The sequence below is a fragment of the Nocardia sp. NPDC004123 genome (assembly GCF_053603795.1).
Genome location: NZ_JBSGGG010000026.1, coordinates 62,504 through 83,638, shown reverse-complemented (window position 1 = coordinate 83,638; position 21,135 = coordinate 62,504). Strand labels below are relative to the sequence as shown.

22 protein-coding genes are annotated in these 21,135 nt (G+C 68.7%); 11 read left to right on the top strand and 11 right to left on the bottom strand.

Annotation, left to right across the window (positions count from 1 at the left end; genetic code table 11):
- Nucleotides 1-12: 12 nt before the first annotated feature.
- The gene (locus ACWEQQ_RS33160) at nt 13-1,503 is read right to left on the bottom strand and encodes a hypothetical protein (RefSeq protein ID WP_452351002.1); all 1,491 of its coding nucleotides are present in this window, start codon (nt 1,501-1,503) and stop codon (nt 13-15) included.
- 72 nt (nt 1,504-1,575) lie between these two features.
- Nucleotides 1,576-2,193: a hypothetical protein gene (locus ACWEQQ_RS33155; protein ID WP_452342001.1), complete on the bottom strand. Its 618-nt coding sequence runs from the start codon at nt 2,191-2,193 to the stop codon at nt 1,576-1,578.
- 112 nt (nt 2,194-2,305) lie between these two features.
- Here ACWEQQ_RS33155 and ACWEQQ_RS33150 point away from each other — a divergent pair, with 112 nt between their 5' ends.
- Nucleotides 2,306-3,466, top strand: a complete 1,161-nt coding sequence (locus ACWEQQ_RS33150; protein WP_452351001.1) for an LmeA family phospholipid-binding protein — start codon at nt 2,306-2,308, stop codon at nt 3,464-3,466.
- On the opposite strand, the gene deoC is transcribed toward ACWEQQ_RS33150, so the two are convergent.
- Nucleotides 3,463-4,122, bottom strand: a complete 660-nt coding sequence (gene deoC, locus ACWEQQ_RS33145; RefSeq protein ID WP_452351000.1) for a deoxyribose-phosphate aldolase — start codon at nt 4,120-4,122, stop codon at nt 3,463-3,465. The two genes, ACWEQQ_RS33150 and deoC, sit on opposite strands and share 4 nt — an antisense overlap.
- A gap of 72 nt (nt 4,123-4,194) precedes the next feature.
- Between deoC and ACWEQQ_RS33140 the strand changes: the two genes are divergently transcribed.
- Both ACWEQQ_RS33140 and purU read left to right on the top strand, forming a co-directional pair.
- Complete coding sequence (locus ACWEQQ_RS33140) at nt 4,195-4,743, top strand: GNAT family N-acetyltransferase (RefSeq protein WP_452342004.1); 549 nt, start codon at nt 4,195-4,197, stop codon at nt 4,741-4,743.
- Between the two features lie 82 nt (nt 4,744-4,825).
- Entirely contained in the window at nt 4,826-5,707 is an 882-nt protein-coding gene (gene purU / locus ACWEQQ_RS33135; protein ID WP_452342005.1) for a formyltetrahydrofolate deformylase, read from the top strand.
- Between the two features lie 59 nt (nt 5,708-5,766).
- On the opposite strand, the gene ACWEQQ_RS33130 is transcribed toward purU, so the two are convergent.
- The 6 genes from ACWEQQ_RS33130 to ACWEQQ_RS33105 all read right to left on the bottom strand — a co-directional run bounded on the left by ACWEQQ_RS33130 (nt 5,767) and on the right by ACWEQQ_RS33105 (nt 11,234).
- Nucleotides 5,767-6,771, bottom strand: a complete 1,005-nt coding sequence (locus ACWEQQ_RS33130; protein WP_452342006.1) for an alpha/beta fold hydrolase — start codon at nt 6,769-6,771, stop codon at nt 5,767-5,769.
- A gap of 148 nt (nt 6,772-6,919) precedes the next feature.
- Entirely contained in the window at nt 6,920-7,942 is a 1,023-nt protein-coding gene (locus ACWEQQ_RS33125) for an alpha/beta fold hydrolase (protein ID WP_452350999.1), read from the bottom strand.
- Nucleotides 7,943-8,124: 182 nt separating this feature from the next.
- Entirely contained in the window at nt 8,125-8,409 is a 285-nt protein-coding gene (locus ACWEQQ_RS33120) for a DUF2516 family protein (RefSeq protein ID WP_379399588.1), read from the bottom strand.
- A 192-nt stretch (nt 8,410-8,601) separates the two neighbouring features.
- The gene (locus ACWEQQ_RS33115) at nt 8,602-9,270 is read right to left on the bottom strand and encodes a heparin-binding hemagglutinin (RefSeq protein ID WP_452342008.1); all 669 of its coding nucleotides are present in this window, start codon (nt 9,268-9,270) and stop codon (nt 8,602-8,604) included.
- Nucleotides 9,267-9,803 (bottom strand): helix-turn-helix domain-containing protein, encoded by a 537-nt coding sequence (locus ACWEQQ_RS33110; protein ID WP_452342009.1) that lies wholly within the window; start codon nt 9,801-9,803, stop codon nt 9,267-9,269. Before ACWEQQ_RS33110 ends, ACWEQQ_RS33115 begins: the two co-directional genes overlap by 4 nt.
- Before the next feature lie 135 nt (nt 9,804-9,938).
- Entirely contained in the window at nt 9,939-11,234 is a 1,296-nt protein-coding gene (locus ACWEQQ_RS33105; RefSeq protein ID WP_452342078.1) for a DUF445 domain-containing protein, read from the bottom strand.
- Nucleotides 11,235-11,420: 186 nt separating this feature from the next.
- Between ACWEQQ_RS33105 and ACWEQQ_RS33100 the strand changes: the two genes are divergently transcribed.
- The 3 genes from ACWEQQ_RS33100 to ACWEQQ_RS33090 all read left to right on the top strand — a co-directional run bounded on the left by ACWEQQ_RS33100 (nt 11,421) and on the right by ACWEQQ_RS33090 (nt 14,973).
- Nucleotides 11,421-12,161, top strand: a complete 741-nt coding sequence (locus ACWEQQ_RS33100; RefSeq protein ID WP_379389195.1) for a TetR/AcrR family transcriptional regulator — start codon at nt 11,421-11,423, stop codon at nt 12,159-12,161.
- Nucleotides 12,162-12,272: 111 nt separating this feature from the next.
- Nucleotides 12,273-13,706: an ABC1 kinase family protein gene (locus tag ACWEQQ_RS33095; RefSeq protein WP_452350998.1), complete on the top strand. Its 1,434-nt coding sequence runs from the start codon at nt 12,273-12,275 to the stop codon at nt 13,704-13,706.
- Nucleotides 13,707-13,731: 25 nt separating this feature from the next.
- Nucleotides 13,732-14,973, top strand: a complete 1,242-nt coding sequence (locus ACWEQQ_RS33090) for a saccharopine dehydrogenase family protein (RefSeq protein WP_364620297.1) — start codon at nt 13,732-13,734, stop codon at nt 14,971-14,973.
- A 59-nt stretch (nt 14,974-15,032) separates the two neighbouring features.
- On the opposite strand, the gene ACWEQQ_RS33085 is transcribed toward ACWEQQ_RS33090, so the two are convergent.
- Nucleotides 15,033-15,989: a hypothetical protein gene (locus tag ACWEQQ_RS33085; protein ID WP_452350997.1), complete on the bottom strand. Its 957-nt coding sequence runs from the start codon at nt 15,987-15,989 to the stop codon at nt 15,033-15,035.
- 83 nt (nt 15,990-16,072) lie between these two features.
- On the opposite strand from ACWEQQ_RS33085, the gene ACWEQQ_RS33080 reads away from it, so the two are divergent.
- From ACWEQQ_RS33080 to ACWEQQ_RS33060, 5 genes are all read left to right on the top strand, one after another.
- Nucleotides 16,073-16,831: a TetR/AcrR family transcriptional regulator gene (locus ACWEQQ_RS33080; RefSeq protein ID WP_452350996.1), complete on the top strand. Its 759-nt coding sequence runs from the start codon at nt 16,073-16,075 to the stop codon at nt 16,829-16,831.
- Nucleotides 16,828-17,535, top strand: a complete 708-nt coding sequence (locus tag ACWEQQ_RS33075; RefSeq protein ID WP_452342015.1) for an ESX secretion-associated protein EspG — start codon at nt 16,828-16,830, stop codon at nt 17,533-17,535. Before ACWEQQ_RS33080 ends, ACWEQQ_RS33075 begins: the two co-directional genes overlap by 4 nt.
- Nucleotides 17,536-17,603: 68 nt before the next feature.
- Entirely contained in the window at nt 17,604-18,455 is an 852-nt protein-coding gene (locus tag ACWEQQ_RS33070; protein ID WP_452350995.1) for a polyphosphate kinase 2 family protein, read from the top strand.
- A gap of 162 nt (nt 18,456-18,617) precedes the next feature.
- On the top strand, nt 18,618-19,412 hold the full coding sequence (locus tag ACWEQQ_RS33065) for a DsbA family protein (RefSeq protein WP_452342017.1): 795 nt from the start codon (nt 18,618-18,620) through the stop codon (nt 19,410-19,412).
- Nucleotides 19,412-19,978 (top strand): vitamin K epoxide reductase family protein, encoded by a 567-nt coding sequence (locus ACWEQQ_RS33060; protein ID WP_452350994.1) that lies wholly within the window; start codon nt 19,412-19,414, stop codon nt 19,976-19,978. The genes ACWEQQ_RS33065 and ACWEQQ_RS33060 overlap by 1 nt, the downstream gene beginning before the upstream one ends.
- Here ACWEQQ_RS33060 and ACWEQQ_RS33055 read toward each other — a convergent pair.
- Nucleotides 19,975-21,123, bottom strand: coding sequence for a S1C family serine protease (locus ACWEQQ_RS33055; protein ID WP_452350993.1), 1,149 nt, complete (start codon nt 21,121-21,123; stop codon nt 19,975-19,977). The two genes, ACWEQQ_RS33060 and ACWEQQ_RS33055, sit on opposite strands and share 4 nt — an antisense overlap.
- Nucleotides 21,124-21,135: the final 12 nt, after the last annotated feature.

The following is a 21,135-nucleotide window of genomic DNA, read 5'->3' as shown; positions in this document are numbered from 1 at the left end:
GCCGCACGCGGATCAGGGGAGCTTGTGGCGCAGCTCCTGGATCGTGCCGGAGATCGCCGCCGGGGCCAGCAACGAGCGCGGGGCGAAGGGCTGCCGCCAGAGGCCGCCGTGGGCCGCGCCGGCGGCGAAGAGGGCCTCCGGGTTGGCATTTCGGGGTTCGTCGTCCGCGAACAGATCCGCCACCAGCTTGGCGGCGAGCAGGGTGCGGGCAGTGGCGGGGTCGAAGACCTCGATGCCGAAACGGGAGGCGGCACGGTATGCCATAGTGCGCCAGGGGTATTCGCGGGCGACGCTGCGGGTCCAGGCGGGCGGGGCGACGGTGAAGGACACGGTGTGCTCCGCCGCCCGGGCCAGGACGGCTCGCCAGCGCGGAAGACGTTGGGCCAGGGCGTAATCCGGTCCGGCCAGGGCGGGCAGATTGTCGAACAGACCCCAGGCCCCGCCCTCGGAGTCGAAGATCGGGCGCGTGTAGTTGAGGCGATAGAGCGAGTGTGGGGCCACGCGATGCAGGAGATCCTGGGCGCTGCCACGGATACCGCGGTCCGCCAAGCGATCCCGAGCCGCCGCCGCCACGGAGGCGGGCACGGCGTAGGTGTCGGTCGGCGAGCCGATCAGCGCCAGTACGGCATCGGAATGATGCCGCAGCAGGGTTTCGGCGAGCACGTCGGACGCGGCGGCGAGCCGGACCCCGGCCGCCCCGGGCAGCCCGGCATACAACCCGAGCACCGGCCGGGCGTCACTATGCGCGGTGATCCACCTGACCAAAGCGGGAAAACTCCGGGAGATGTCCACGCCGGGTTCGCCGTCCGCGACCGGGAACCGCATGACCCCCGCCCCGGCCTTCGCGACCGCCCGCAACCGCTCCCATCGCACCCGGCCCGGCCGATCCACCGCGAGCACGTCCGCGCCCCACCCCAGCAACGGCCGCAACGGGCCGATCTCGGCGTCCGCACCGGTCACCGTCACCCGGAAACCGGGCAGCCGCAACCATTCCGGATGATCGACGACCCGCTCGATCGCCGCCACGAAGTCGGCTTCCAGAATCCCGCGGGTCTGCCACTCGGCCAGGCGCAACCGCAGCGCGTCGTCGGCCAGCAGCAGCCCGCGCCACGGCACCTCGAGGCGTTCCACCGCGGGGGCCTCGCCCGGGACCTCGGCGGTCTCCAGGACCGTCCCGCCGGCCTCGGCGTCCACATCGACGGTGTCCAGCGCCGCCACCGTGCGCCCGACTGTGAACCGCAGCATGTGGCGCACCGCGCCCAGCCCCGCCTCGGCCATACCGATCGAAACCTCCGGCGCGCCGATGGCCAGCGCCGTCATGCCCCGGAAAACCCGGTGGTAGCCGCGCCGCCAGTCCCGGCAGGTCTCCACCGACTGCGCCAGATCGGCGTCGTAGGGCCGGATCGCGTCGGCGACCACGGCCGCCGAGAACATGTCCGCGATCCGCTCGGGCGGGCCCGGCGGAAACACCAGATCCCACACGTCAGCACCGACCGTCCCCATGAACAGTCACCCTGCCATGAAATGAGCCGCCGCGAAACTCGACGACCACACCGCGAAAACCCCGGTAGGCCCCTAACGCGGGTCCTCCTGGGCGCGGGTCAGGGCCCGGTGCAGCCGGGCCGCCGTGGCCGGATCCAGAGCGGTACTGGCGGAACGAATCTCGGCGCGGGCGCAGCGGTGGATGGCGACGGCGTCGGCCACCACCTCGTCCAGCGCGGCCTGCCCGATCCCGGCCTCGGCCAGATCCAGCACGGTCCGCAGCGGCGTGGTCACCAGGAAGGCCCCCGCCGACTCCACATCCGTGCGGGCGAAGCTGCGCCGCAGCACCACCAGCCGCGGCGACAGCGGGAACCGCCCGACCCGCGCCGACAGGTGCACGAATCGCGGCCGCAACCGTCCCAGCCCGTGCAGTTCGGCGGCGCTGTGGTGCGAGACCGCCGCGGCCCCGTCGAACCAGGCCGACCACATGGCGTACTCGTCGAGCGGCCCGTCCGGCCAGTCGGCCATCCGCAGCAACCCGACCCCCGAACGCACGATGCTGCCGTCCCGCAACCCGTCGCGAATCCGGACCTCACATCCGGTGCGCAGCACCTGACGGGTGGTGAAATACCCCGCGTGCCGCGCGGCCTGCTCCCGCAACGCGTGCCATCCGTACTCCGGATCGGGCTCCGGTGCCGCGTTCCCAGCCATGACATTCAGGATAAGCGGCACCCATGTGCGTTATGTCACAATCCACGCCTGTGAGCCGACACCTCACAGGATGCACAGAGCTCACTCAGAAAGCTCGGGAAGAATCGCCTCCATGAATTCGGAACCCACCTCGGACGACGCGATCAAGCGCGACGCCACCGTCGCGCAGCCGGACAACCCTGCCGCGCAGGCGGTCGAATTCGGCAAGCCGGACAGCACGCCCACCGAAATCCTGGGTGCGGAGCACGACTCGCCCACCCAGGTGCTCAACGGCCAGGGCGCCACCACCGACTGGTGGAACGACCCCACCGCCCAGCACGGCGCCCAGCCCACCCCCGGCCTCGACGCCCAGCCCACCCAGGCCCTCCACCCGGGCGAGGCGGCCTACGCTCTCGGCGCCACCACCGGTCCGGGCCACTCGACCGGTACCGCGCCGACCACGGTGCTGCCGGCCGGCACCGACACCTCCGGTTCGATTCCGCAGCCCGGCGGCACGCAGCTGCCGCCCGGCACGCCGCCGCCCCCGATGAACGGCGGTGGCGGGCAGGGCGGCTCGTCCGGCAAGCGACGAAATCGCAAGCGGACCCTGCTCATCGTGGGCCTGGTGTCGACGCTGCTGGTGGCGGGCGGCCTGGCGGGCGGTGAGGCCTACGCCCGCAACAAGGTCGAGAAGTGCATCAGCTCGCAGTTCCAGGCGCAGATGGGCTCCAAGATCGATGTGTCGTTCGGCTGGAAACCGCTGCTGCTCACCATGTTCGACCACAAGGTCGGCTCGGTGACGGTGAACAGCGACGACTCCAAGTTCGGCCCGGCACAGGGCATGGTCGTGCACGCCACCTTCAAGAACCTCGAAATGTCCGATGGCGGCAAGCAGGCCACCGTCGACAGCTCCACCGCCGATGTCACCTGGAGCACCGAGGGCATCACGAAGACGCTGGGCGGCTTGGTCTCCGGCACCACCGCCGATCCCGGCTCCGGCACGCTGAGCTTCGCGGTGCTGGGCGGCCTGGCCCAATTGCAGGTCAAGCCAAAGATTGTCGGCGACAAGATCGAGGTCGACACCCTGCAGGCCGCACTGCTCGGCTTCGGCCTGCCCACCGATCTGGTCTCGGGCATCGTGGATCTCATGACGCAGAGCCTGCAGAGCTACCCGCTGGGCCTGCAGCCCACCAAGGTCGAGGTCACCAAGGACGGCCTGCACGTCGCGCTGCAGGGCGGGCACACCGAGCTGAAGGCCGATCCGAACCAGCAGCAGCAACCGATCGACTGCTAGTCCGGAAACCCTTCCAGCACTTCCCGAGACCGCGACAGTCCCAGCCGCGTGGCGCCGGCGGCGATCAGTTCCGCCGCCTGCGCCGCGCTCCGGATACCGCCGCTGGCCTTCACCCCGAGTCGCCCGCCGACGGTCTGCGCCATCAACCGCACGGCATGCGCGCTCGCACCGCCCGCGGGATGGAATCCGGTGGAGGTCTTCACGAAATCCGCGCCCGCCCGCTCGGCGGTCCGGCACACCTCGGTAATGGCTTCGTCGGTGAGCGCGGCGGATTCGATGATCACCTTCAGCAGCGCCCGATCCCCGATCGCCTCGCGCACCGTGACGATATCCGCCAGCACCGCGTTGTAATCACCGGCCCGCGCCGCGCCGACGTCGATGACCATGTCCACCTCGGCCGCGCCCTGGTCCACCGCCAGCCGCGCCTCGGCCCCCTTCACCAGCGAATGATGTTTGCCGGAAGGGAAACCCGCGACCGTGGCCACCACCAGACCCGGCGCACGCACCGGCAGCATGGACGGCGACACGCAGATAGCGAACACGCCAAGTTCGCGCGCTTCGTCCACCAGCGCGGCCACCTCGGCGGGTGTGGCATCGGGCGACAGCAGGGTGTGATCGATCATCGCCGCCACGTCACGACGGGAAATCTGTGCCATGAGCACCGAGTTTGGCACACGCCCGGCGAATTTCGTTGCGGGCCGCCACCGTTGTCGCGCAGACTTGTAGGCGTGCTGATCCGTCGTGAACGTACCGGCGATGCCGCCGCGATCGACGCGGTGCACCGCAGCGCCTTCGGTCGCTCCGCGGATGCCTACGGTGATACCCCCTCTTCCGAGCCGATCGGCGACCCCGTCGAAGTCGGTCTGGTCCATCTCCTCCGCGACGACGGATCCGCCTGGATCCCGACCCTGTCGCTGGTGGCGGAGTTCCACGATCAGATCGTCGGGCACGTCTGCCTCACCCGGGCCGGCATCGGCCCGTTCCCGGTGCTGGCGCTGGGCCCGATCGGCGTCCGCGCCGACCATCAGGGCAAGGGCATCGGCTCGGCCCTCATGCACGCGGCCCTCGGCGCCGCCGACGCGCTCGACGAACCACTGGTGGGCCTGCTCGGCAGCCTCGAGTACTACCCGCGCTTCGGTTTCGTCCCAGGCAGCCGGCTGGGCATCGTCCCCGACCAGCCGGAGTGGGCCACCCACTTCCAGGTCCGCCCGCTCACTGCCTACGAACTCGAGATCAAGGGCGAATTCCGCTACGCCGACGCCTTCTACATGCTGTGACCGCGGCCCGGCCTGCGGTGAGCGGGGCCGTTGAATCACCCCTTCGATCCGGTGCCCGGCGGTTGCTGGGAGGATATCCGGTATGAGTTCCACCCTGGACGACCGTCGTTACGTGCTCACCCTGGGCTGCCCGGATCGTCCCGGCATCATTGCCCGCATCACCTCGTTCATCGCCGATTTCGGCGGGTCGATCGTGGAGGCGGGCTATCACTCCGACCTGGAAACCGGGTGGTTCTTCACCCGGCAGGCGATCGAGGCCGCCACCGTGCCGTTCGATCTGGACGAGCTGCGCCGCCGCTTCACCGCCGTCGCCGCCGACCTCGGCCCGGAGACCGACTGGCAGGTGCACGACTCCGGTGAACGCCGCCGCGCGGTGCTGCTGGTCTCCAAGGACGGCCACTGCCTGCACGACCTGCTCGGCCGGGCCACCAGCGGCGAGCTGCCCGCCACCATCGAGGCCGTCATCGGCAATCACCCGGACCTGGCCGGCATGACCGAGGCGCACGGCATCAAGTTCCACTACGTGCCCTTCCCCAAGGACCCGGCCGAACGCGGCCCGGCCTTCGAGCAGGTGCGCGACCTGGTCGACGCGCACGACCCGCACGCCGTGGTGCTGGCCCGTTTCATGCAGGTGCTGCCGTCGGAGCTGTGCGAGCACTGGGCGGGCAAGGCCATCAATATCCATCACAGCTTCCTGCCGTCCTTCGTCGGCGCGCGCCCCTACCACCAGGCCTTCGCCCGCGGCGTCAAGCTGATCGGCGCGACCTGCCACTACGTCACCGCCGAGCTGGACGCGGGCCCGATCATCGAGCAGGACGTCACCCGCGTCGACCACTCCGACACCGTGCGCGACATGGTCCGCCAGGGCCGCGATATCGAGCGGGTGGTGCTGGCCCGCGGCCTGCGCTGGCATCTCGAGGGCCGGGTGCTGGTGCACGGCCGCCGCACCGTCGTCTTCGAATAGGACCCGAAAAGCCAACGCCCGCCCCGGTTTTCCCAGGGCGGGCGTTGTCGTCTCCGAGGTCAGCCGGCGACGGCGACCGGGGCGCGGCGCGACCGGCGGATCACGCGGTGCAGCTCCACATTGAACGCCTTCTCCGCCTCGATGTTCACCAGATGCCCGGTGGGCAGAATGGTGTACCGGTCGAGATGTCCGGCAGCGGCGAGGGTGTCGGCGATCTCGCGCGAATGCACCTCCGGCAGCAGCCGATCGTGCGAGCCCGCGATCACCGTGGTCGGGACCGTCAAATGCGCTGCGGCACCGTGCAGATCGAGTTCGAGCAGGCCCCGGGCCACGGCCGCGCGCACCGACGGGCGGCAGGAACGGACGATCGAGGTGCCGAAGAGGATCTGGTCGCGGGTGGCGGCCGGAGTCATCAGCCGATGCTTGGCGATCAGGTTGACCGCGGGGCCGCCGGGCAGCGGCACCGGCGTGCCGAACAGCGCCAGCGCCAGCCAGTCCGGGCCCGGGATCACATCATTGAGCAGCGGAATCACGGTGGCGCGGTTGGGAATCTGACGCGCGGCGGTGGTGGCCAGCAGCACTGCCGAGGCCCGATGCTGGACCTGGTGCGGATAGCGGTCGGCCCACGCCTGAATGGTCATGCCGCCCATGCTGTGCCCGACCAGCACCGCCCGCCGGCCCGGGCGCAGCACCGCGTCGAGTACATCGGAGAGGTCGTCCGCGAGCTGATGGGCGCTGAAAGTGCGCCTGCCGCTTTCGCTTTCGCCGTGGCCGCGCTGATCGAACGCGACCACGCGGTATTCGCCGGCGAAGGCATTGATCTGCGGGTTCCAGTATTCGATGGCACAGGACCAGCCGTGCGCCAGCACGATGACCTCACCGTCGGCCGGACCGTAGGCGTGCACGCGCAGCTTCGCGCCGTCACGCGTGGTGACGGGGATGACCTCGGTGGGCCGTGGGGTATTGAGCGATGCGGTCCGGTAGTTCCGGGACCGCAGCCCGGAGCGGAAGGGCGCGGTCAGCGCGTCGGCGCCGACACCGGCCTCTGGCAGTTTCACCAGCATGAGCACTCCTTTGTGTTCCAGACCACCGTAGCGCGCTAACCAAGGTGCTTGCAATAGCAAGCAGGGATATATCTTCTTGCTCTACAACTATGTTCGTCGTGACTGCCGTCTCCGTTAAGGAACCTCAGGGGTGGGCGACCCTCACCCCTCAGGCGCCCACCACCCGCGCGGGGATTCCGAACGCGGACTTGGCGATCCGGTCGAGTTCGGCATTGAACTCCCGGTACGCCTCCACATTCCCCAGGTGACCGGTCGGCAGGATCCGGTACCCGCCCAGGTTGCCGGTCGCGGTGAGCATCTCGACGATCCGCTCCGAGTGCACCGGCGGGGTCATGTCGTCGGCCGACCCGGCGATGACGGTGGTCGGCACGGTCAGCTCGGCCGCTCCGCGCCCGACATCCAGGTAGGACAGCAGGGTCCCGAACCGGCGGCGCACCCGCGCCGGGCACGAGCGCACGATGTTCAGGCCGAAGGCGGCGACATCGCCGACCGCGGCCAGGCTCATGATCTGCCGCCGGAACACCCACGTCACCGGCAGGATCGGCGGGAAGAGAATCGGGGCGCTCAGTCCGAGCAGGCCGACCAGGAACGGCAGCTTGGCGATACCCCGATTGAAGAACGGGACCACGGTGGTCTCGGCGATCAGGTCGCCGGCCGCGGTATTGGTGAGCAGCACCGCGAGCAGCTGCCGCCGCACCCGCTGCGGATACCGGCCCGCCCAGGCCTGAATCGTCATGCCGCCCAGGCTGTGCCCCACCAGTACCGCGCGCCGGCCCGGCTTCAGCACGGCGTCCAGGACATCGGCGAGATCGTCCGCGAGCCGGCCGGTGGTGAGCGGGGCGGTGCCCTCGTCGCTCTCGCCGTGGCCGCGCACGTCGTAGGCGATGACGCGGTATTCGCCGGCGAAGGCGTTGATCTGGGGGTTCCAGTATTCGAGGCAGCAGGTCCAGCCGTGCACGAGCACGATCACATCGCCGTCGGCCGGGCCGTAGGCGTGCACCCGGAGCCGGGCACCATCGGAGGCGGTGACCGGAACGACCTCGTAGGGACCGGCCGGCGGATTCAGATCCGCATTGCCGTAGGTCCGGGTGCGCAGGTCCGCCCGGTGCGCGCGCACCAGGTCACGGACCTTCCGGCTGAGGTTCGCCCGGTGAGGCAGCATTGCCCGCATAGGACACTCCTTTGTGTTACTGCTAGATACAGTAACCCGGGCCGGCCCGTGCTTGCTAGTGCAAGCACCCGAAAAGTTCCCGAGCCGGAACCCACCTCACCCCCGGCCAGCGCATTGATGTGAGAAAAAAATGACCGCCACCCGGATGATCCGGAGTGGCGGCCGAGTGTCTCGAACGCGGGTTACCAGCGCGGCCCGCGCTGGATCTCATCCACCTTGGGCCGGACATCGGCGAGGTAGACGCCGGTGGCCACGATCGCCGCGATACCCAGAATCCCCACCGGGGTCTGCGCCAGCAGCAGGGCGCCCAGCGACGCCAGCAGAATCGCGATCCACACCGGCTTGGTCAGCTTGTCGACGGCCGTGAAGGCATCCGGGCGCTGGCGAATCGCGTGCACGAGCGCGAACACCGTCATGCCGAGCGCACACAGCTGCAACACCGTCAAGATCAAGCTGGGGATTCCCATCACCTCACCCATCATACGGGTGAAGCCCTGCCCACCAGGGCTTCTCACCACGACACGGGTTGCGGAACTCCGATGCTCACACCGCCCGGTGGCACCGCATCTCTCGGAGGGCGACCGTGTTCCCCCGAAACGCGGCCGCCCTCGCACACGTGAGTGTGCGAGGGCGACAAGCTTTTTCGCGAAGTGCGAGATCTACTTCTTGGCGGGGGCAGCCTTCTTGGCGGGGGCAGCCTTCTTGGCCGGAGCCTTCTTGGCGGCGGCCTTCTTGACCGGGGCGTCGTCCTCGACCGGAGCGGTCTCGGTGGTCACGTCCACGACCTCGGCGTCGACGGTCTCCTCGGCCTCGGCCTCTTCCTTGCCGGCGAGCCCGATGTAGGGGCCGACCTGGTCGGTCACCTTGCCGATGATGTCCTGGGTCTGCGACCGCAGGTCGTTGTAGCGGGTCTCGACCTGCTCGAAGCGCTCCTCGAAAGCCGGGTTGCTGCGCAGCTTCTCGACGGTCTCCTCGCCGCGGGCGGCCAGGTCGGCGTACAGGTCCAGCAGCTGGTGGTAGTACTGGTCGACCAGCTTGCGCAGCTCCTCGGCGGTGGCCTTCTCGCGCAGCTCGGCCAGGTCCTCGGGCAGCTCGGACGGCAGCGCCTGCACGCGCTGGCGCAGGGTCTCGGCCTGCTCCTGCAGGTCGGCCGGGAGGTTGGCGACGCGCTCGCGGGCCTCGTCGATGCGGCCCTGGACGTCGGCGGAGGTGGCGCGCTCGCGGATCTGCGAGACGGCGTCGAGCACGGCGGCGTAGATGGCGTCACCCGCGCCGACCGTGGCGTAGATCGGCTTGGTCACGGTCGCGGTCAGGTTCGATTCGGTCATGATGGTTCGCTCTCCTGGCGTGGCGGAACTTCGGTTGTGCGGTGCGGAACCTCGTTGTCCCTGTCTCCCCCGGGAACGCCCCCCATCAGGTCCGTTGCGTCCCCTCTGTCCTCGTTCGCCTGGTTTTCCCGGCAGAACGATTCATAGATGTCCAGGAGGACCTGCTTCTGACGTTCGGTCAGGCCGGCATCGGCCAGCAGGGCATCCCGGACAGGGCCGTGCGGCCTCTGCTCGAGGTACCCGGCCCGCATGTACAAGACCTCCGAGGAGACCCGCAGACCCTTCGCGATCTGGGCGAGTACCTCGGCGGACGGGTTGCGCAGCCCGCGCTCGATCTGACTCAAGTACGGATTGCTCACCCCCGCCAGCTGTGCGAGCTGACGCAGCGAGACCTGGGCGGCCTCGCGTTGCGCCCGGATGAAGCCCCCGATGTCGTGAGCCGCGTTGGCTACGCGACCCGTCCGATCTCCGGCGGCGGACGTCTCCGCGCTGTCGCCCTCGATCGGTTCGGGAACCTCGGGATCGTGCTTCATCACTCACCTTCCGGCGGTTGTGCGGTCAATTCTAGGACGGGGTGCTAACTCTTGCAAGCGCTCTGCTAGCGCAGTTCACCGAATGGCGCGTGGCAAACAGCCGGCGCTCCGCCGCGGCACTTATTGGTCAAATGTTCAGACATTGAACAGCAAATGGGAGACGGCATAGATGACCAGGCCCGCCAGCGAGCCGATCACCGTGCCGTTGATACGAATGAATTGCAGATCCTTGCCCGCCGCCAATTCGATCTTGCGGCTGGCCTCCTCCGCGTCCCAGCGGGCAACGGTGTCGCTGACCAGCGACGCGAACTCGGTGCCGTAGTTCGTGACCAGGTACCGGACGCCGCGCTCGAGCCAGCCGTCCACCTTGTCACGCATGGCGGCGTCGGTCGAGAGCCGCTCGCCCAGCTGCTGCACATTGTCGGCCACCTTGCGGCGCAGCGTGGAATTCGGATCGTCGGCCGACTCCAGGATCATGCGCTTGGCCGCTCGCCAGGTGGCCTGCGCCATCCCGGTGACCTCGCGCCGGCCCATGAGCTCGGTCTTGATCTTTTCCGCCTTTTCGATCATGGCGTCGTCGAATTGCAGATCGTGGGCGAAATCCTCGAGGAAGCGATTCGCCGCCAGCCGCACCTCGTGATCGGGCTGGGTGCGCACCTTCCAGGTGAATTCCACCAGCTCCCGATAAATGCGCTCGGCCAGCAGCGAATTCACGAATTTCGGGGCCCAGGACGGCGCGTCCCGGTTCACGATGCGGTCCAGCGTCTCCTGCGAGTCCAGCGCCCACTGGTGCGCGCGCTCGGCCAGCAGGTCCAGCAGCGGAGCCTGCCGGTTGTCCGCGATCAGCTCGTTGAGCACCTTGCCGATGGGCGGACCCCACAGCGGCTCGGCGATGCGCTTGACGATGGTGTTGTCGATGATCTGCTCGACATCCTCGTCGCGCAGCACGCCGATGACCGCGCGCAATATGGTCGCGCTCTCGTCGGAGATGCGTTCCGCGTGCTCCGGCTCGGCCATCCAGCGGCCGAGCCGGAGCGGGATCTGCGCGGAATTCACCTTGACGGTGACGGCATCCGGCGACAGGAAATTGGTGCGCACGAATTCGCCGAGTCCCGCGCCCACCTGATCCTTCTTCTTGCGGATGATCGCGGTGTGCGGAATCGGCAGGCCCAGCGGATGCCGGAACAGCGCGGTGACGGCGAACCAGTCGGCCAGCGCACCGACCATGCCGGCCTCGGAGGCGGCCTTCACATAGCCGACCCACTCACCGCCCGCGCCGCGCGAACCCAGCCAGGCGCAGACGATGTAGATGATCGTGGCCGCGGCGAGAAAGCCGGTGGCAATGGCCTTCATGCGCCACAGTTCGCGCTTCTTGCCCTCTTCGTCCAGGAGATCGGCGAACGCTCCGCCGCCGTTGAGTGTGGTCTTCATCGGCTTCGGCTCGGTCGTGTCGAGTACCCCGGCACTGCCGGCAGGTTGCTCCATATCGTCCATTCTGGCGCGTGGTGTGACGAACTCCCCGCCACCGGGCCCTTCCCGATCGGCGACGATCCACAGCATGGGAGGCTTAAGCTGAATAGGCCCAGGCCCAGGACGCGAACAAGGAGCCAACGCAGCGTGACCACCAAAGGCAGCGTGAGTGCCGCCGTGGAGGCGGCCACCGGTCCACGCGGTGGTCGTGTCGACGGCCGCAAACGCCGCTGGCAACAGCACAAGATCGACCGGCGCGAGGAGCTGGTGGACGGCACCCTCGCCGCCATCCGCAAGCGCGGCGGCGATGCCGGCATGGATGAGATCGCCGCCGAGATCGGCGTCTCGAAAACCGTGCTCTACCGGTATTTCTCGGACAAGCAGGACCTGACCCGCGCCACCATGGAGCGGTTCATCGAGACCACGCTGATGCCGCGCATCTACGAGGCCATCAGCGACGACCTCGACGAGTATCAGCTGGTCCGCAATACCTTGGCGGCCTATGTGCACACGGTCGACTCGGACACCGATGTCTACCGGTTCATCATGGGCAACGGCTCGGCCACCGACACCTCCACCCTCGCCGATTTCGAGAAGCTCTTCGCGCAGGTGGTCTCGGCGGTCATCATCGACAAGTCCTTCGACCGCGGCATCCAGACCGAAGGCGCGATGCTGTGGTCCTACGTGCTGGTCGGTGGCGTGCAGCTGGCCACCGACTGGTGGATCTCCAACCGCACCATGTCCAGCGAGGAAATGCTCGACTACCTCACGATGATGGCGTGGAGCGCCATCGAGGGCATGGTCCGCGCAGGCGGCGACCGGCACTACTTCAACGCGCGCCCGCACGTGCTGCCGGACCCGGAAAACCGCGAAAACAGTGCTAGCTGACGGCTAGCACTCGAGTTCGCAGTGTGGTTAGGCTGAACCCGGCGGACCACACCACGGGGTGTCCGCCGTGTCGGCACCAACGGGGGTGTTGGCTCCCATGGAGGGTCACTGATGGCGAAAGAGCTGCCCACATCCAGGCTTGCGCGGGGGACGAAGCTGGGAATTGCCGTCGCCGGTAATGCCTTGCGCGCCCAGAAGACTCGACGATCCATGCGTGGCCGCTCCGAGGCCGTGCGGGCGCGGATGGCCGAGGAGTCCATGATCCGGGCCACCGAGCAGATGGTCATGGTGCTGGGCACCATGAAGGGTGTGGCCATGAAGCTCGGGCAGATGCTGTCCGTGCTGGACCTGGATCTGGTGCCGCCGGAGCATCGGGAGCGGTTCCAGCGCCGGCTGGCGGTGCTGCGCGACAGCGCGCCCACGGTGTCGTTCGAGGTGATGCGGACGGTCATCGAGGAGGACTTCGGGCAGCCGTTGGAGGCCGTTTTCGCCGATTTCGATCCGGAACCCGTGGCCGCGGCGTCGATCGGGCAGGTCTACAAGGCGACGCTGCACGACGGGCGCGAGGTCGCGGTGAAGGTGCAGTACCCGGGGATCGACGTCGCGGTGCGCGCGGATCTGAAGAACCTGGCCATGTTCCGGCGCATCCTGCAGTCGGCCATGCCGTGGGTGACCCCGGCCGTGCTGGACGAACTGCGCCTGAATCTGGAGAGCGAACTCGACTACGTCGCGGAAGCCACTACCCAGAAACAGATTTCGGAGTTGTTCGCCGGGCACCCGTTCATCGTGGTGCCGACCACCTACCCGGAACTGTCCACTACCCGCGTGCTGGTGAGCGAGTACTTCCCGGGCCGCGGCTTCGACGAGATCCGGGAACTGCCCGCGGCGGAACGCAATCGGATCGGCGAGATCATCTACCGCTTCTACGTGGGCTCGCTGTTCACCTTCAACGAGTTCTGCGGCGACCCGCATCCGGGCAATCTGCTGCTGGGCCCGGACGGCCGGGTGGCGTTCCTGGACTTCGGGCTCTTCAACCGGATGGATCCCGAGCACGTGCAGTTCGAGGCCATCTGCATTCGCGCCGCGGCCGAGGAGCGGGCCGAGGATCTGCGCGATCTCATGGTCGAGCGCGGGGTCATCGATTCGCCGGAGGAGATCACGCCCGAGGAGTGCCTGGAATACGTGCTGGCGGCCTGTGAATGGGCGCTGGTGGACGAGGACCTCACCATCACTCCCGAATTGGCCTCCGGCGCTTTCGTTCTGGCGGTGGATCCGCGGGCCAGCGAGTTCACCGGGATGAAGCAGCAGAATCTGCCGCCCGAGCACCTGTTCTCCCGGCGGGCCGACTTCCTCACCTTCGGCATGCTGGGGCAGCTGGAGGCGACCGGCAATTGGCATCGCATCGCGCGCGAGTGGCTCTACGGGGACGAGCCGGTCACCGAACTCGGCCGCGCCCATCACAACTGGCTGGCGAGCCGCCCGGCTCCGGCGCCGACCACCGGGGGGACGACCAAGAAGACCCGTAAGCGCGCCGCCAAGGCGTGAAACCTCACCGACGGGAAAGAGAGCCATGGCCAACAGGGAATTCGACATCGTCCTATTCGGGGCGACCGGCTTCGTGGGCAAGCTGACCGCGCAGTATCTCGCCGAGGCGGCACCGGCCGGTGCGCGCATCGCACTGGCCGGGCGGTCGCCGGAGAAGCTGGCCGCCGTACGCACGGAACTCGGGGCCGCGGCGGCGGAATGGCCGCTGGTGCAGGCGGATTCCACCGATCAGGCCAGCCTGGACGCGCTGGCGGCACGCACCTCGGTGGTGGTCACCACCGTGGGCCCGTACCTGCGCTACGGGTTGCCGCTGGTGCAGGCGTGTGCCGAGAAGGGCACGCACTACGCCGATCTCACCGGTGAGCCGCTGTTCATCCGGGAGTGCATCGACCGCTTCGGCGAGCGGGCCGCCGAGACCGGCGCGAAGATCGTGAATTCCTGTGGCTACGACTCGATTCCGTCGGATCTGAGCGTGTATCAGCTGTACAAGCGCAGTGTCGCGGACAACGCCGGCGAGCTCACCGACGTCACCCTGGTGGCCTGGCTCAAGGGCGGGGCCAGCGGCGGCACCATCGATTCCGGGCGGGCCATGATGGAGGCCATCGCGGAGGATCCGAGCAAGGCGTCGGTGATGTCGCACCCGTACTCGCTGAGCCCCGACAAGGCCATGGAGCCCGATGTCGGCCGCCAGAGCGATCAGGCGCTCTCGCGGGCCTCGGCCATCGATCCGAGCCTGGACGGCTGGGTGGCGACCTTCGTCATGGGCGCGCACAACACCAAGATCGTGCGCCGCTCCAATGGCCTGCTGGGCTGGCCGTACGGCAAGAACTTCCGCTACCGGGAGGTCATGAGCGCGGGCTCCTCGGCCACCGCGCCGCTGGTCGCCGCGGGCATCGCGGGCGGGATCGTGGCCACCATGGCGGCGGGCGCGGTGCTCTCGCGAGTGGCCGTGGGCCGCAAGCTGATCGACCGCATCGTGCCCAAGCCGGGCACCGGGCCGAGCGAGCAGGCCCGGCGCAGCGGCTGGTTCACCATGCGCACCTTCGCACACACCACCTCGGGCGCGAAGTACGAGTGCACCTTCGCCGGCAAGGGCGATCCGGGCTATCAGGCCACCTCGGTCATGCTGGGCCAGTCCGGTCTGTGCCTGGCCTTCGACAGCCTGCCGGAGCTGGCGGGCATTCTCACCCCGGCCTCGGCCATGGGTGACGCACTGACCGAGCGGTTGCGCGCGGCGGGCATCACCATCGAGGTCGCGCCCGTCTGACGCGCCGCGGCGATCACGTCCGGCGCGCGGCAGCGATCACGTCCGGCGCGCCGCGGCGGTCACGCCGGAGTGCTGTATTCCGCGATGAGCTCGCGGTAGCGATCGAAGGCGGGCTTCGGCGTGTAATCCGAACGCAGGAGCCCGAATTCGAGGTTCATATCACCCTGATCGCTGTAGGAGTCGCGCAGGCCGAAGTGCTCGTAGGTGGTGATGTTGAGCTCGCCGGCCAGGCCGTCGACGAGGCGCACCACGGTCCCGAGCATCTCGGCCTGCCGCGCATAGGACCGATCCGGCCCGGTGGCCCAGCCGTTTTCGGTGATGTGGATGGGGGTGGTGGCCGGAATGCCCGCAGCAGCCAGGCTTTCGCGGCGGAAGGCGGTCACCACCGCGGTGATGGCGGCTTCCAGGCTCTCTGCGGCGATCGGGCGGAAGACGTCGGGGAAGAAATCCAGGCCGACATAGTCGAGCGCGGCGGCGAATTCGCGCCCGCCCCGGCGGCCCAGATCGGTCCAGAACTCCTGTGCCGGATCGAAGATCGGTGTCGAGTTGCAGCCGATGCGGACCGCGAGCCCGAGCCGGTCCACCTCCGCGCGGGCGGCGCGCACCCCCTCGATGATGGCCTGCCGGACCTGCGGGTAGCCGCCGTTGCCGCCGGGTCCGGCATGGTTGGGCTCCTCCGCGATCTGCAGTGAGCAGAGCGCCGGTCCGTAGTCGCGAATCTGCTTGCGCAGGAACGCGAGCCAGCCGGTGAGGTCGTCGCCGGGTTCGTGGAAGCACACCACCAGATCGAGTTTCCGGTGCGCCGTGGCGTACTGCCAGGGCCGCGGCGGTGCCTCCTGGAATCCACCGCGCGCGTCGCTGTAGAGGACGTAGCCGCGCACCACGAATGGATGCTCGCCGTGCAGTTCGTCCAGGGCCGCCGTGATGCGGTCGGCCTCTTCCGGTGGGCCGGGCGTGACATTGCCGAACTGATCGCCGGCGAGTCCGCCGGCATAGATGCCGAATCTGAGCGTCATGGGTCCGACCATATCTCGAATTTTGGTGTCACACCAATTTTAGTGTCACACCTATACTGCTCAGCGACAGGAAGGAGAGGTCGTTGGCACTGCGCGAGGAGAAGAAGCGCGCCACCCGGACCGCGCTGGCCGACGCCGCCATGGCGTTGTTCGTGGAGAAGGGCTTCGACAAGGTGACCGTCGCCGAGGTGGCGCGCGCCGCGAACGTCTCGGTCAACACGGCGTTCAACTACTTCCCGACCAAAGAAGACCTGTTCTTCGACCGTCAGGACGAGGTCGCGAACCGGCTCGCCACCGCGGTGCGCGACCGGGCGCCGGGCGAGTCGGCGGCCGCGGCCGTGCGGCGCGCCTTCCTCGACCGGGTGCGGCGCGACGATCCCACCCTCGGCCTCTCCCCCGGCGCCACCACCTTCTGGCGCCTGATCGACGACAGTTCCGCCCTGCAGGCCCGATTGCGCCGGCTCGGCGAGCAGACCGAGACCGCGCTGGCCGAGGCGCTCGCCGAGGCCACCGGCACCGGCCCGGACGACCCCACCGCGCGGCTCGTCGCGGCCGCCCTCGCGGGCCTGGATCGCGCGCTGCACGCGGAGATCCGCCGCGCCACGCTGGCGGGTGCGGACCCGGAGACGGTGCGCGCCACCGTGATCCGAGCGGCGACCGACGGATTCGACACGGCGGTAGCGGGACTCGCCGATTACGCCACCGGCGATAGCAACCCGCCGAATGAGTGCGGCAGGTCACAGATTGCGCGTGCCGGTGACAGGCAGCACCCGCAGAATCTCTCCGGTAGGGTCGCGGACGGGACGGAGGTGGTACCCAAGAAAGGGGGGTCGGCCACGTGAAATGGATCCTGACCCCGGACGAGTTCGCGATGATCTGGACCCGCGAAACCGATCTGGAACGCCGTCCCTATCCGCTCGACACGACTCCGGCGACACCCGAGAATCCCGACGACGCATCGCAATTCGGGCCGATCACCCCGGGCGCAGCGCCGGCGCGCTTCCTGCGCCGCACCGATCCCGACCTGGCCGCAGCACTGACCCTGTGCGCCCGCACCGACACCACCACCGTCACCCTGTACGGCGAGCGCACCGCCGGCCCGGAGGCCCGCCGTATTCTCGCCTTCGCGGCGGTGGCACAGCAGCGGGTGGGCATTCTGGTCTCGCTGCCGGACGCGGTGACGGTATCGCTGTGTCCGGCTGAGCAATTGGGGCGGGAACTGGTGGAGGTCATCGGGTCGGCGCCGCCGGGACGGCTGGAGCCGCTGCGCGAACCGCAGCAGGCGGTGCTGTATCCCGACGCCGCCGGCACCGGCGCGGAGGCCGACCGCTTCCGCCGCAAACTGCGGGAACCGGTGGACGGGCGCGGATTCATCACCGTCACCGTCGAACCGGCGAATCCGCTGTCGCCGCCGACCCGGCATCGCACCTGGCTGGACTTCTCCGGCGACGGCCGCTATCTGCTGACCACGGCCGCCGACCTCACCCTGGCCCCGGTCACCGATGAGGAATTGGCCGCGCACCTGGTGCAGCTGGCCCGGGTGTGAGTGCGGGCACCGGACGGGTTCGGCGCGGTTGCCTGCGGGAAACCACGCCCCCGTGCTAGGCATGAGGAATGGCGAAGGCGACATCCTGGTCGAAACCGGTCACCAAGGCACTACGCGCCGATGGCGTCAGGGTGAACGATCTGAATACATCCACGACTCCGGGTTTCAAGGGCGACAAGCGCGCCGGCGAGGCCCTGCTCGAGGAACGCCGCGCGGTGTTGTCGGATCTGCAGGAAAAGCTCTATGCCAATGGCCGTTCCGGTGACACCCGCAGCGTGCTGCTGGTGCTGCAGGGCATGGACACCGCGGGCAAGGGCGGCATCGTCCGGCACGTGATCGGTTCGGTGGACCCGCAGGGCGTGGACCACGCGGCCTTCGGGGTGCCGACGCCGGAGGAACAGAAGCACCACTACCTGTGGCGCATTCGCAAGAAGCTGCCGCGCGGCGGGCAGCTCGGTGTGTTCGATCGCTCGCACTATGAGGACGTGCTGGTGGTGCGGGTGCACGATCTGGTCGCGCCGGAGGTGTGGGGCAAGCGCTACGACGAGATCAACAAGTTCGAGCGCAAGCTGGTGGACGACGGCACGACCGTGGTGAAGGTGGCCATGTTCGTCTCGCTGGACGAACAGAAGAAGCGGCTCATGCAGCGACTGGACCGGCCCGACAAGTACTGGAAGTTCAACCCGGGCGACATCGACGAGCGCGCGTACTGGCCGCAGTACCAGGAGGCGTACCAGGCGGTGCTGGATCGCACCAATACCGACTACGCGCCCTGGTATGTGCTGCCCTGCGATTCCAAGTGGTACGCGCGGCTGGCCGTCACCGAACTGCTCATCGACGCCCTGCAGGGCCTGAAGCTGGACTGGCCGCCCGCGGAGTTCGATATCGCCGAACAGAAAAAACGTCTCATCCAGGGGTGATTCACACCCCACCGGGTGAATTCTCGCCGCTGACCACGGAAAATCGCTCGTCGTAGCAGACCGGGCGCGACTCGGCACGCGCACATGCAGGAATCTCTCAGGTTCTCGGGTGAAGATGGGCGCGCACGTGTCGTGACAACGGAAGGCGTGGTGAGCACAGAGGTGAGCACTAAACCGGGTGACCGTAAAAATCCGCTCGCGAAAGCGGCGCGGGCCGAACGCAACCGCAAGATCTTCATCCAGGTCGGCGTGGCCGCGGTCCTGGTCGGTCTGGTGGCGGCCATCGGCATCGGTCTGGCGATCCGCAAGCACGACGACAACAAGGGCGCGCCGGCCGCGCCGTCGGCCTCGTTCGCCCCGGCCGTCACCCACGATCCGAGCACGGGCGCGGTTCCGCCGAACGTCACCCCCGGCGGCGCCATCCGCATCGGCAATCCGGACGCCAAGGCGAAGGTCCAGATCGTCGCCGACCTGCAGTGCCCGGCCTGCAAGATGTTCGAGGGCTACAACTCCGACGTGCTGGCCAAGGCGGTCCAGAACGGTTCCGCCACCATCGATTACAGCATCATCTCCTTCCTGGACCGGGCCTCCAACGGCAACCAGTTCTCGACCCGCGCGGCCAATGCCGCCTATGTGGTCGCGACCGCGGACCCGTCGAAGTTCCAGGCCTGGCTGGGCACCATGTTCGGCAAGCAGCCGCCGGAGAACGGCAACGGCATGACCGATGACCAGCTCATCCAGATCGCCGCCGACGCCGGATACACCGATCCGCAGGTGGCACAGGACATTCGGGACGGCAAGTACATCCAGTTCGTGAAGGACGAGACCAAGGCGGTCTTCGCCACCGGCCTGCAGTCCACCCCGACCGTCTACGTGAACGGCAGCCAGGTGCAGGATGCCAAGACGCTCATGAGCCCGGGCGGCATGACCTCGGCGATCGAGAACGCGAGCAAGTGATGATCGCGGCGGGTCCCCGCTCGGCCTGGCCGCTGCTGCTGGGTGCGTTGATCGGCTGGGCGTCGTCGGTGACGCTGCTGGTCGAGAAGTTCAAGTTGCTGACCGAGCCCGGCTACAAGCCGATCTGCTCGATCGATCAGACCCTCTCGTGCTCGACGGTCATGGAATCGCCGACCGCGGCGATGTTCGGATTCCCCAATCCGATCATCGGCGTGGTGGGGTTCTCGGTGGTCGTCACCATCGGCGTGCTGGTGGTGTGCGGAATCGCCCTGCCGCGCTGGTTCTTCGGCGCCCTGTGGTTCGGCCTGCTGCTCGGCGTGGCGTTCATCTGCTACCTGGTGTGGGACGCGGTGTTCAAGATTCACGCGCTGTGCCCGTGGTGCATGGTGGTGTGGGCGGTGACGCCGGCGCTCCTGGCCATCGTGACCAACCTGCTGTGGGGACGCTCGCGGGGACTGCTGCAGATCCTGGTGGAGTGGCGGTGGACGCTGGTCGCCGTCTTCTACGCGGTGGTCATCCTGATCGTGTACCTCCAGTTCCAGTCGTACTGGAACAGCAAGTTCTAGTTGGGCGGGCCGACGGTGAGCGTCACGTTCACCGTCCGGTGCCCGCCGTTCGGGTCGCTGACCTCGAGCCGCACCACATCGTCCGGTCGATGGGCGTTGAGTGCGGCTTTCAGCATTTGTGAGCTGGTGATGGCGCGGTCGTCGAGGGCGGTGATGACCTCGCCGTCGGTAAGTCCGGCCTCGTAGGCGGGCAGTCCGTAGATGGACACGTCGATGCGCGCGCCGGCCGGCTGCGCGTCGGAGGTGAGGATGCCCAGGGTGGCGGTCGGGCCGATGTGCACGCTGTCGGTCGGTGTGCCGGAACGGATCTGGCGGACCACGTTCATGGCGGTGTCGATGGGCACGGCATAACCGTTGGGGCCCTTGCCCGTTGCCTTCTGCATATCGCCCGAGGCGGCGGTGATGACGCCGATGACCGAGCCGTAGCGGTCCACCAGCGCGCCGCCGGACTGCCCGGCGGCCACCGCGGCCGCGACCTCGATCATGCCGTGCAGCGATTTCCGCGACAGGTCGGCGGCATTGCGGGCGACGATGGCCGAATCCAGATTGGTGATGGGCCCGCCCACCGCGGTTGGCGAGCCGGTGCCGCCCGCATTGCCGATGGCCAGCACGGCGTCGCCCAGGTGCAGCGGGGCGGAGTTGCCGATATGGGCGACCGGGAGCCCGCCGGCGCCGTTCAGATCCAGCACGGCGATATCGGCGCCGGAGTCGTAGCCGGCGACGGTGGCGGTGTAGGTCGCGCCGGTGCCGACATCCGAAACCGTCACGGTGTCAGCGCCTTTGATGACGTGGTGGCTGGTGAGCACCTCGCCCTCGGCGGTCAGCACGATGCCGGAGCCGGCCGCGCCCAGGCCGTAGGGGCGGATGCCGGCGGTGATGTTCACCAGCGCCGGTTCGGCCACCCGCGAGACCAGATCGACGTCCAGCGGCGGCAGCGACGGGCCGGCCAGCTCGGCGGTGGCGGCATCGTCGCGGAACGGCCAGCGCGGCAGTTCGCCGCGGTAGCCGAGAAATCCGGTGATGCCGAGGACGGCGGCGACGACCAGCGCCAGGGTGCGCCCGCCCCGGCCGGGCCGATGGTCCCGGGCCGGGTAGGGGCCGGTAGCGCCGCCCGCCGGATCAACCCCGCGCGTGTCGCTGTCCACGGACCCTCCCGA

Coding starts and splice junctions, on each gene's coding strand:
- ACWEQQ_RS33160 (WP_452351002.1), bottom strand. CDS start 1,503: ATGGGGACGGTCGGTGCTGACGTGTGGGATCTGGTGTTTCCGCCGGGC.
- ACWEQQ_RS33155 (WP_452342001.1), bottom strand. CDS start 2,193: ATGGCTGGGAACGCGGCACCGGAGCCCGATCCGGAGTACGGATGGCAC.
- ACWEQQ_RS33150 (WP_452351001.1), top strand. CDS start 2,306: ATGAATTCGGAACCCACCTCGGACGACGCGATCAAGCGCGACGCCACC.
- deoC (WP_452351000.1), bottom strand. CDS start 4,122: ATGGCACAGATTTCCCGTCGTGACGTGGCGGCGATGATCGATCACACC.
- purU (WP_452342005.1), top strand. CDS start 4,826: ATGAGTTCCACCCTGGACGACCGTCGTTACGTGCTCACCCTGGGCTGC.
- ACWEQQ_RS33130 (WP_452342006.1), bottom strand. CDS start 6,771: ATGCTGGTGAAACTGCCAGAGGCCGGTGTCGGCGCCGACGCGCTGACC.
- ACWEQQ_RS33125 (WP_452350999.1), bottom strand. CDS start 7,942: ATGCGGGCAATGCTGCCTCACCGGGCGAACCTCAGCCGGAAGGTCCGT.
- ACWEQQ_RS33120 (WP_379399588.1), bottom strand. CDS start 8,409: ATGGGAATCCCCAGCTTGATCTTGACGGTGTTGCAGCTGTGTGCGCTC.
- ACWEQQ_RS33115 (WP_452342008.1), bottom strand. CDS start 9,270: ATGACCGAATCGAACCTGACCGCGACCGTGACCAAGCCGATCTACGCC.
- ACWEQQ_RS33110 (WP_452342009.1), bottom strand. CDS start 9,803: ATGAAGCACGATCCCGAGGTTCCCGAACCGATCGAGGGCGACAGCGCG.
- ACWEQQ_RS33105 (WP_452342078.1), bottom strand. CDS start 11,234: ATGAAGACCACACTCAACGGCGGCGGAGCGTTCGCCGATCTCCTGGAC.
- ACWEQQ_RS33095 (WP_452350998.1), top strand. CDS start 12,273: ATGGCGAAAGAGCTGCCCACATCCAGGCTTGCGCGGGGGACGAAGCTG.
- ACWEQQ_RS33090 (WP_364620297.1), top strand. CDS start 13,732: ATGGCCAACAGGGAATTCGACATCGTCCTATTCGGGGCGACCGGCTTC.
- ACWEQQ_RS33085 (WP_452350997.1), bottom strand. CDS start 15,989: ATGACGCTCAGATTCGGCATCTATGCCGGCGGACTCGCCGGCGATCAG.
- ACWEQQ_RS33070 (WP_452350995.1), top strand. CDS start 17,604: ATGGCGAAGGCGACATCCTGGTCGAAACCGGTCACCAAGGCACTACGC.
- ACWEQQ_RS33060 (WP_452350994.1), top strand. CDS start 19,412: ATGATCGCGGCGGGTCCCCGCTCGGCCTGGCCGCTGCTGCTGGGTGCG.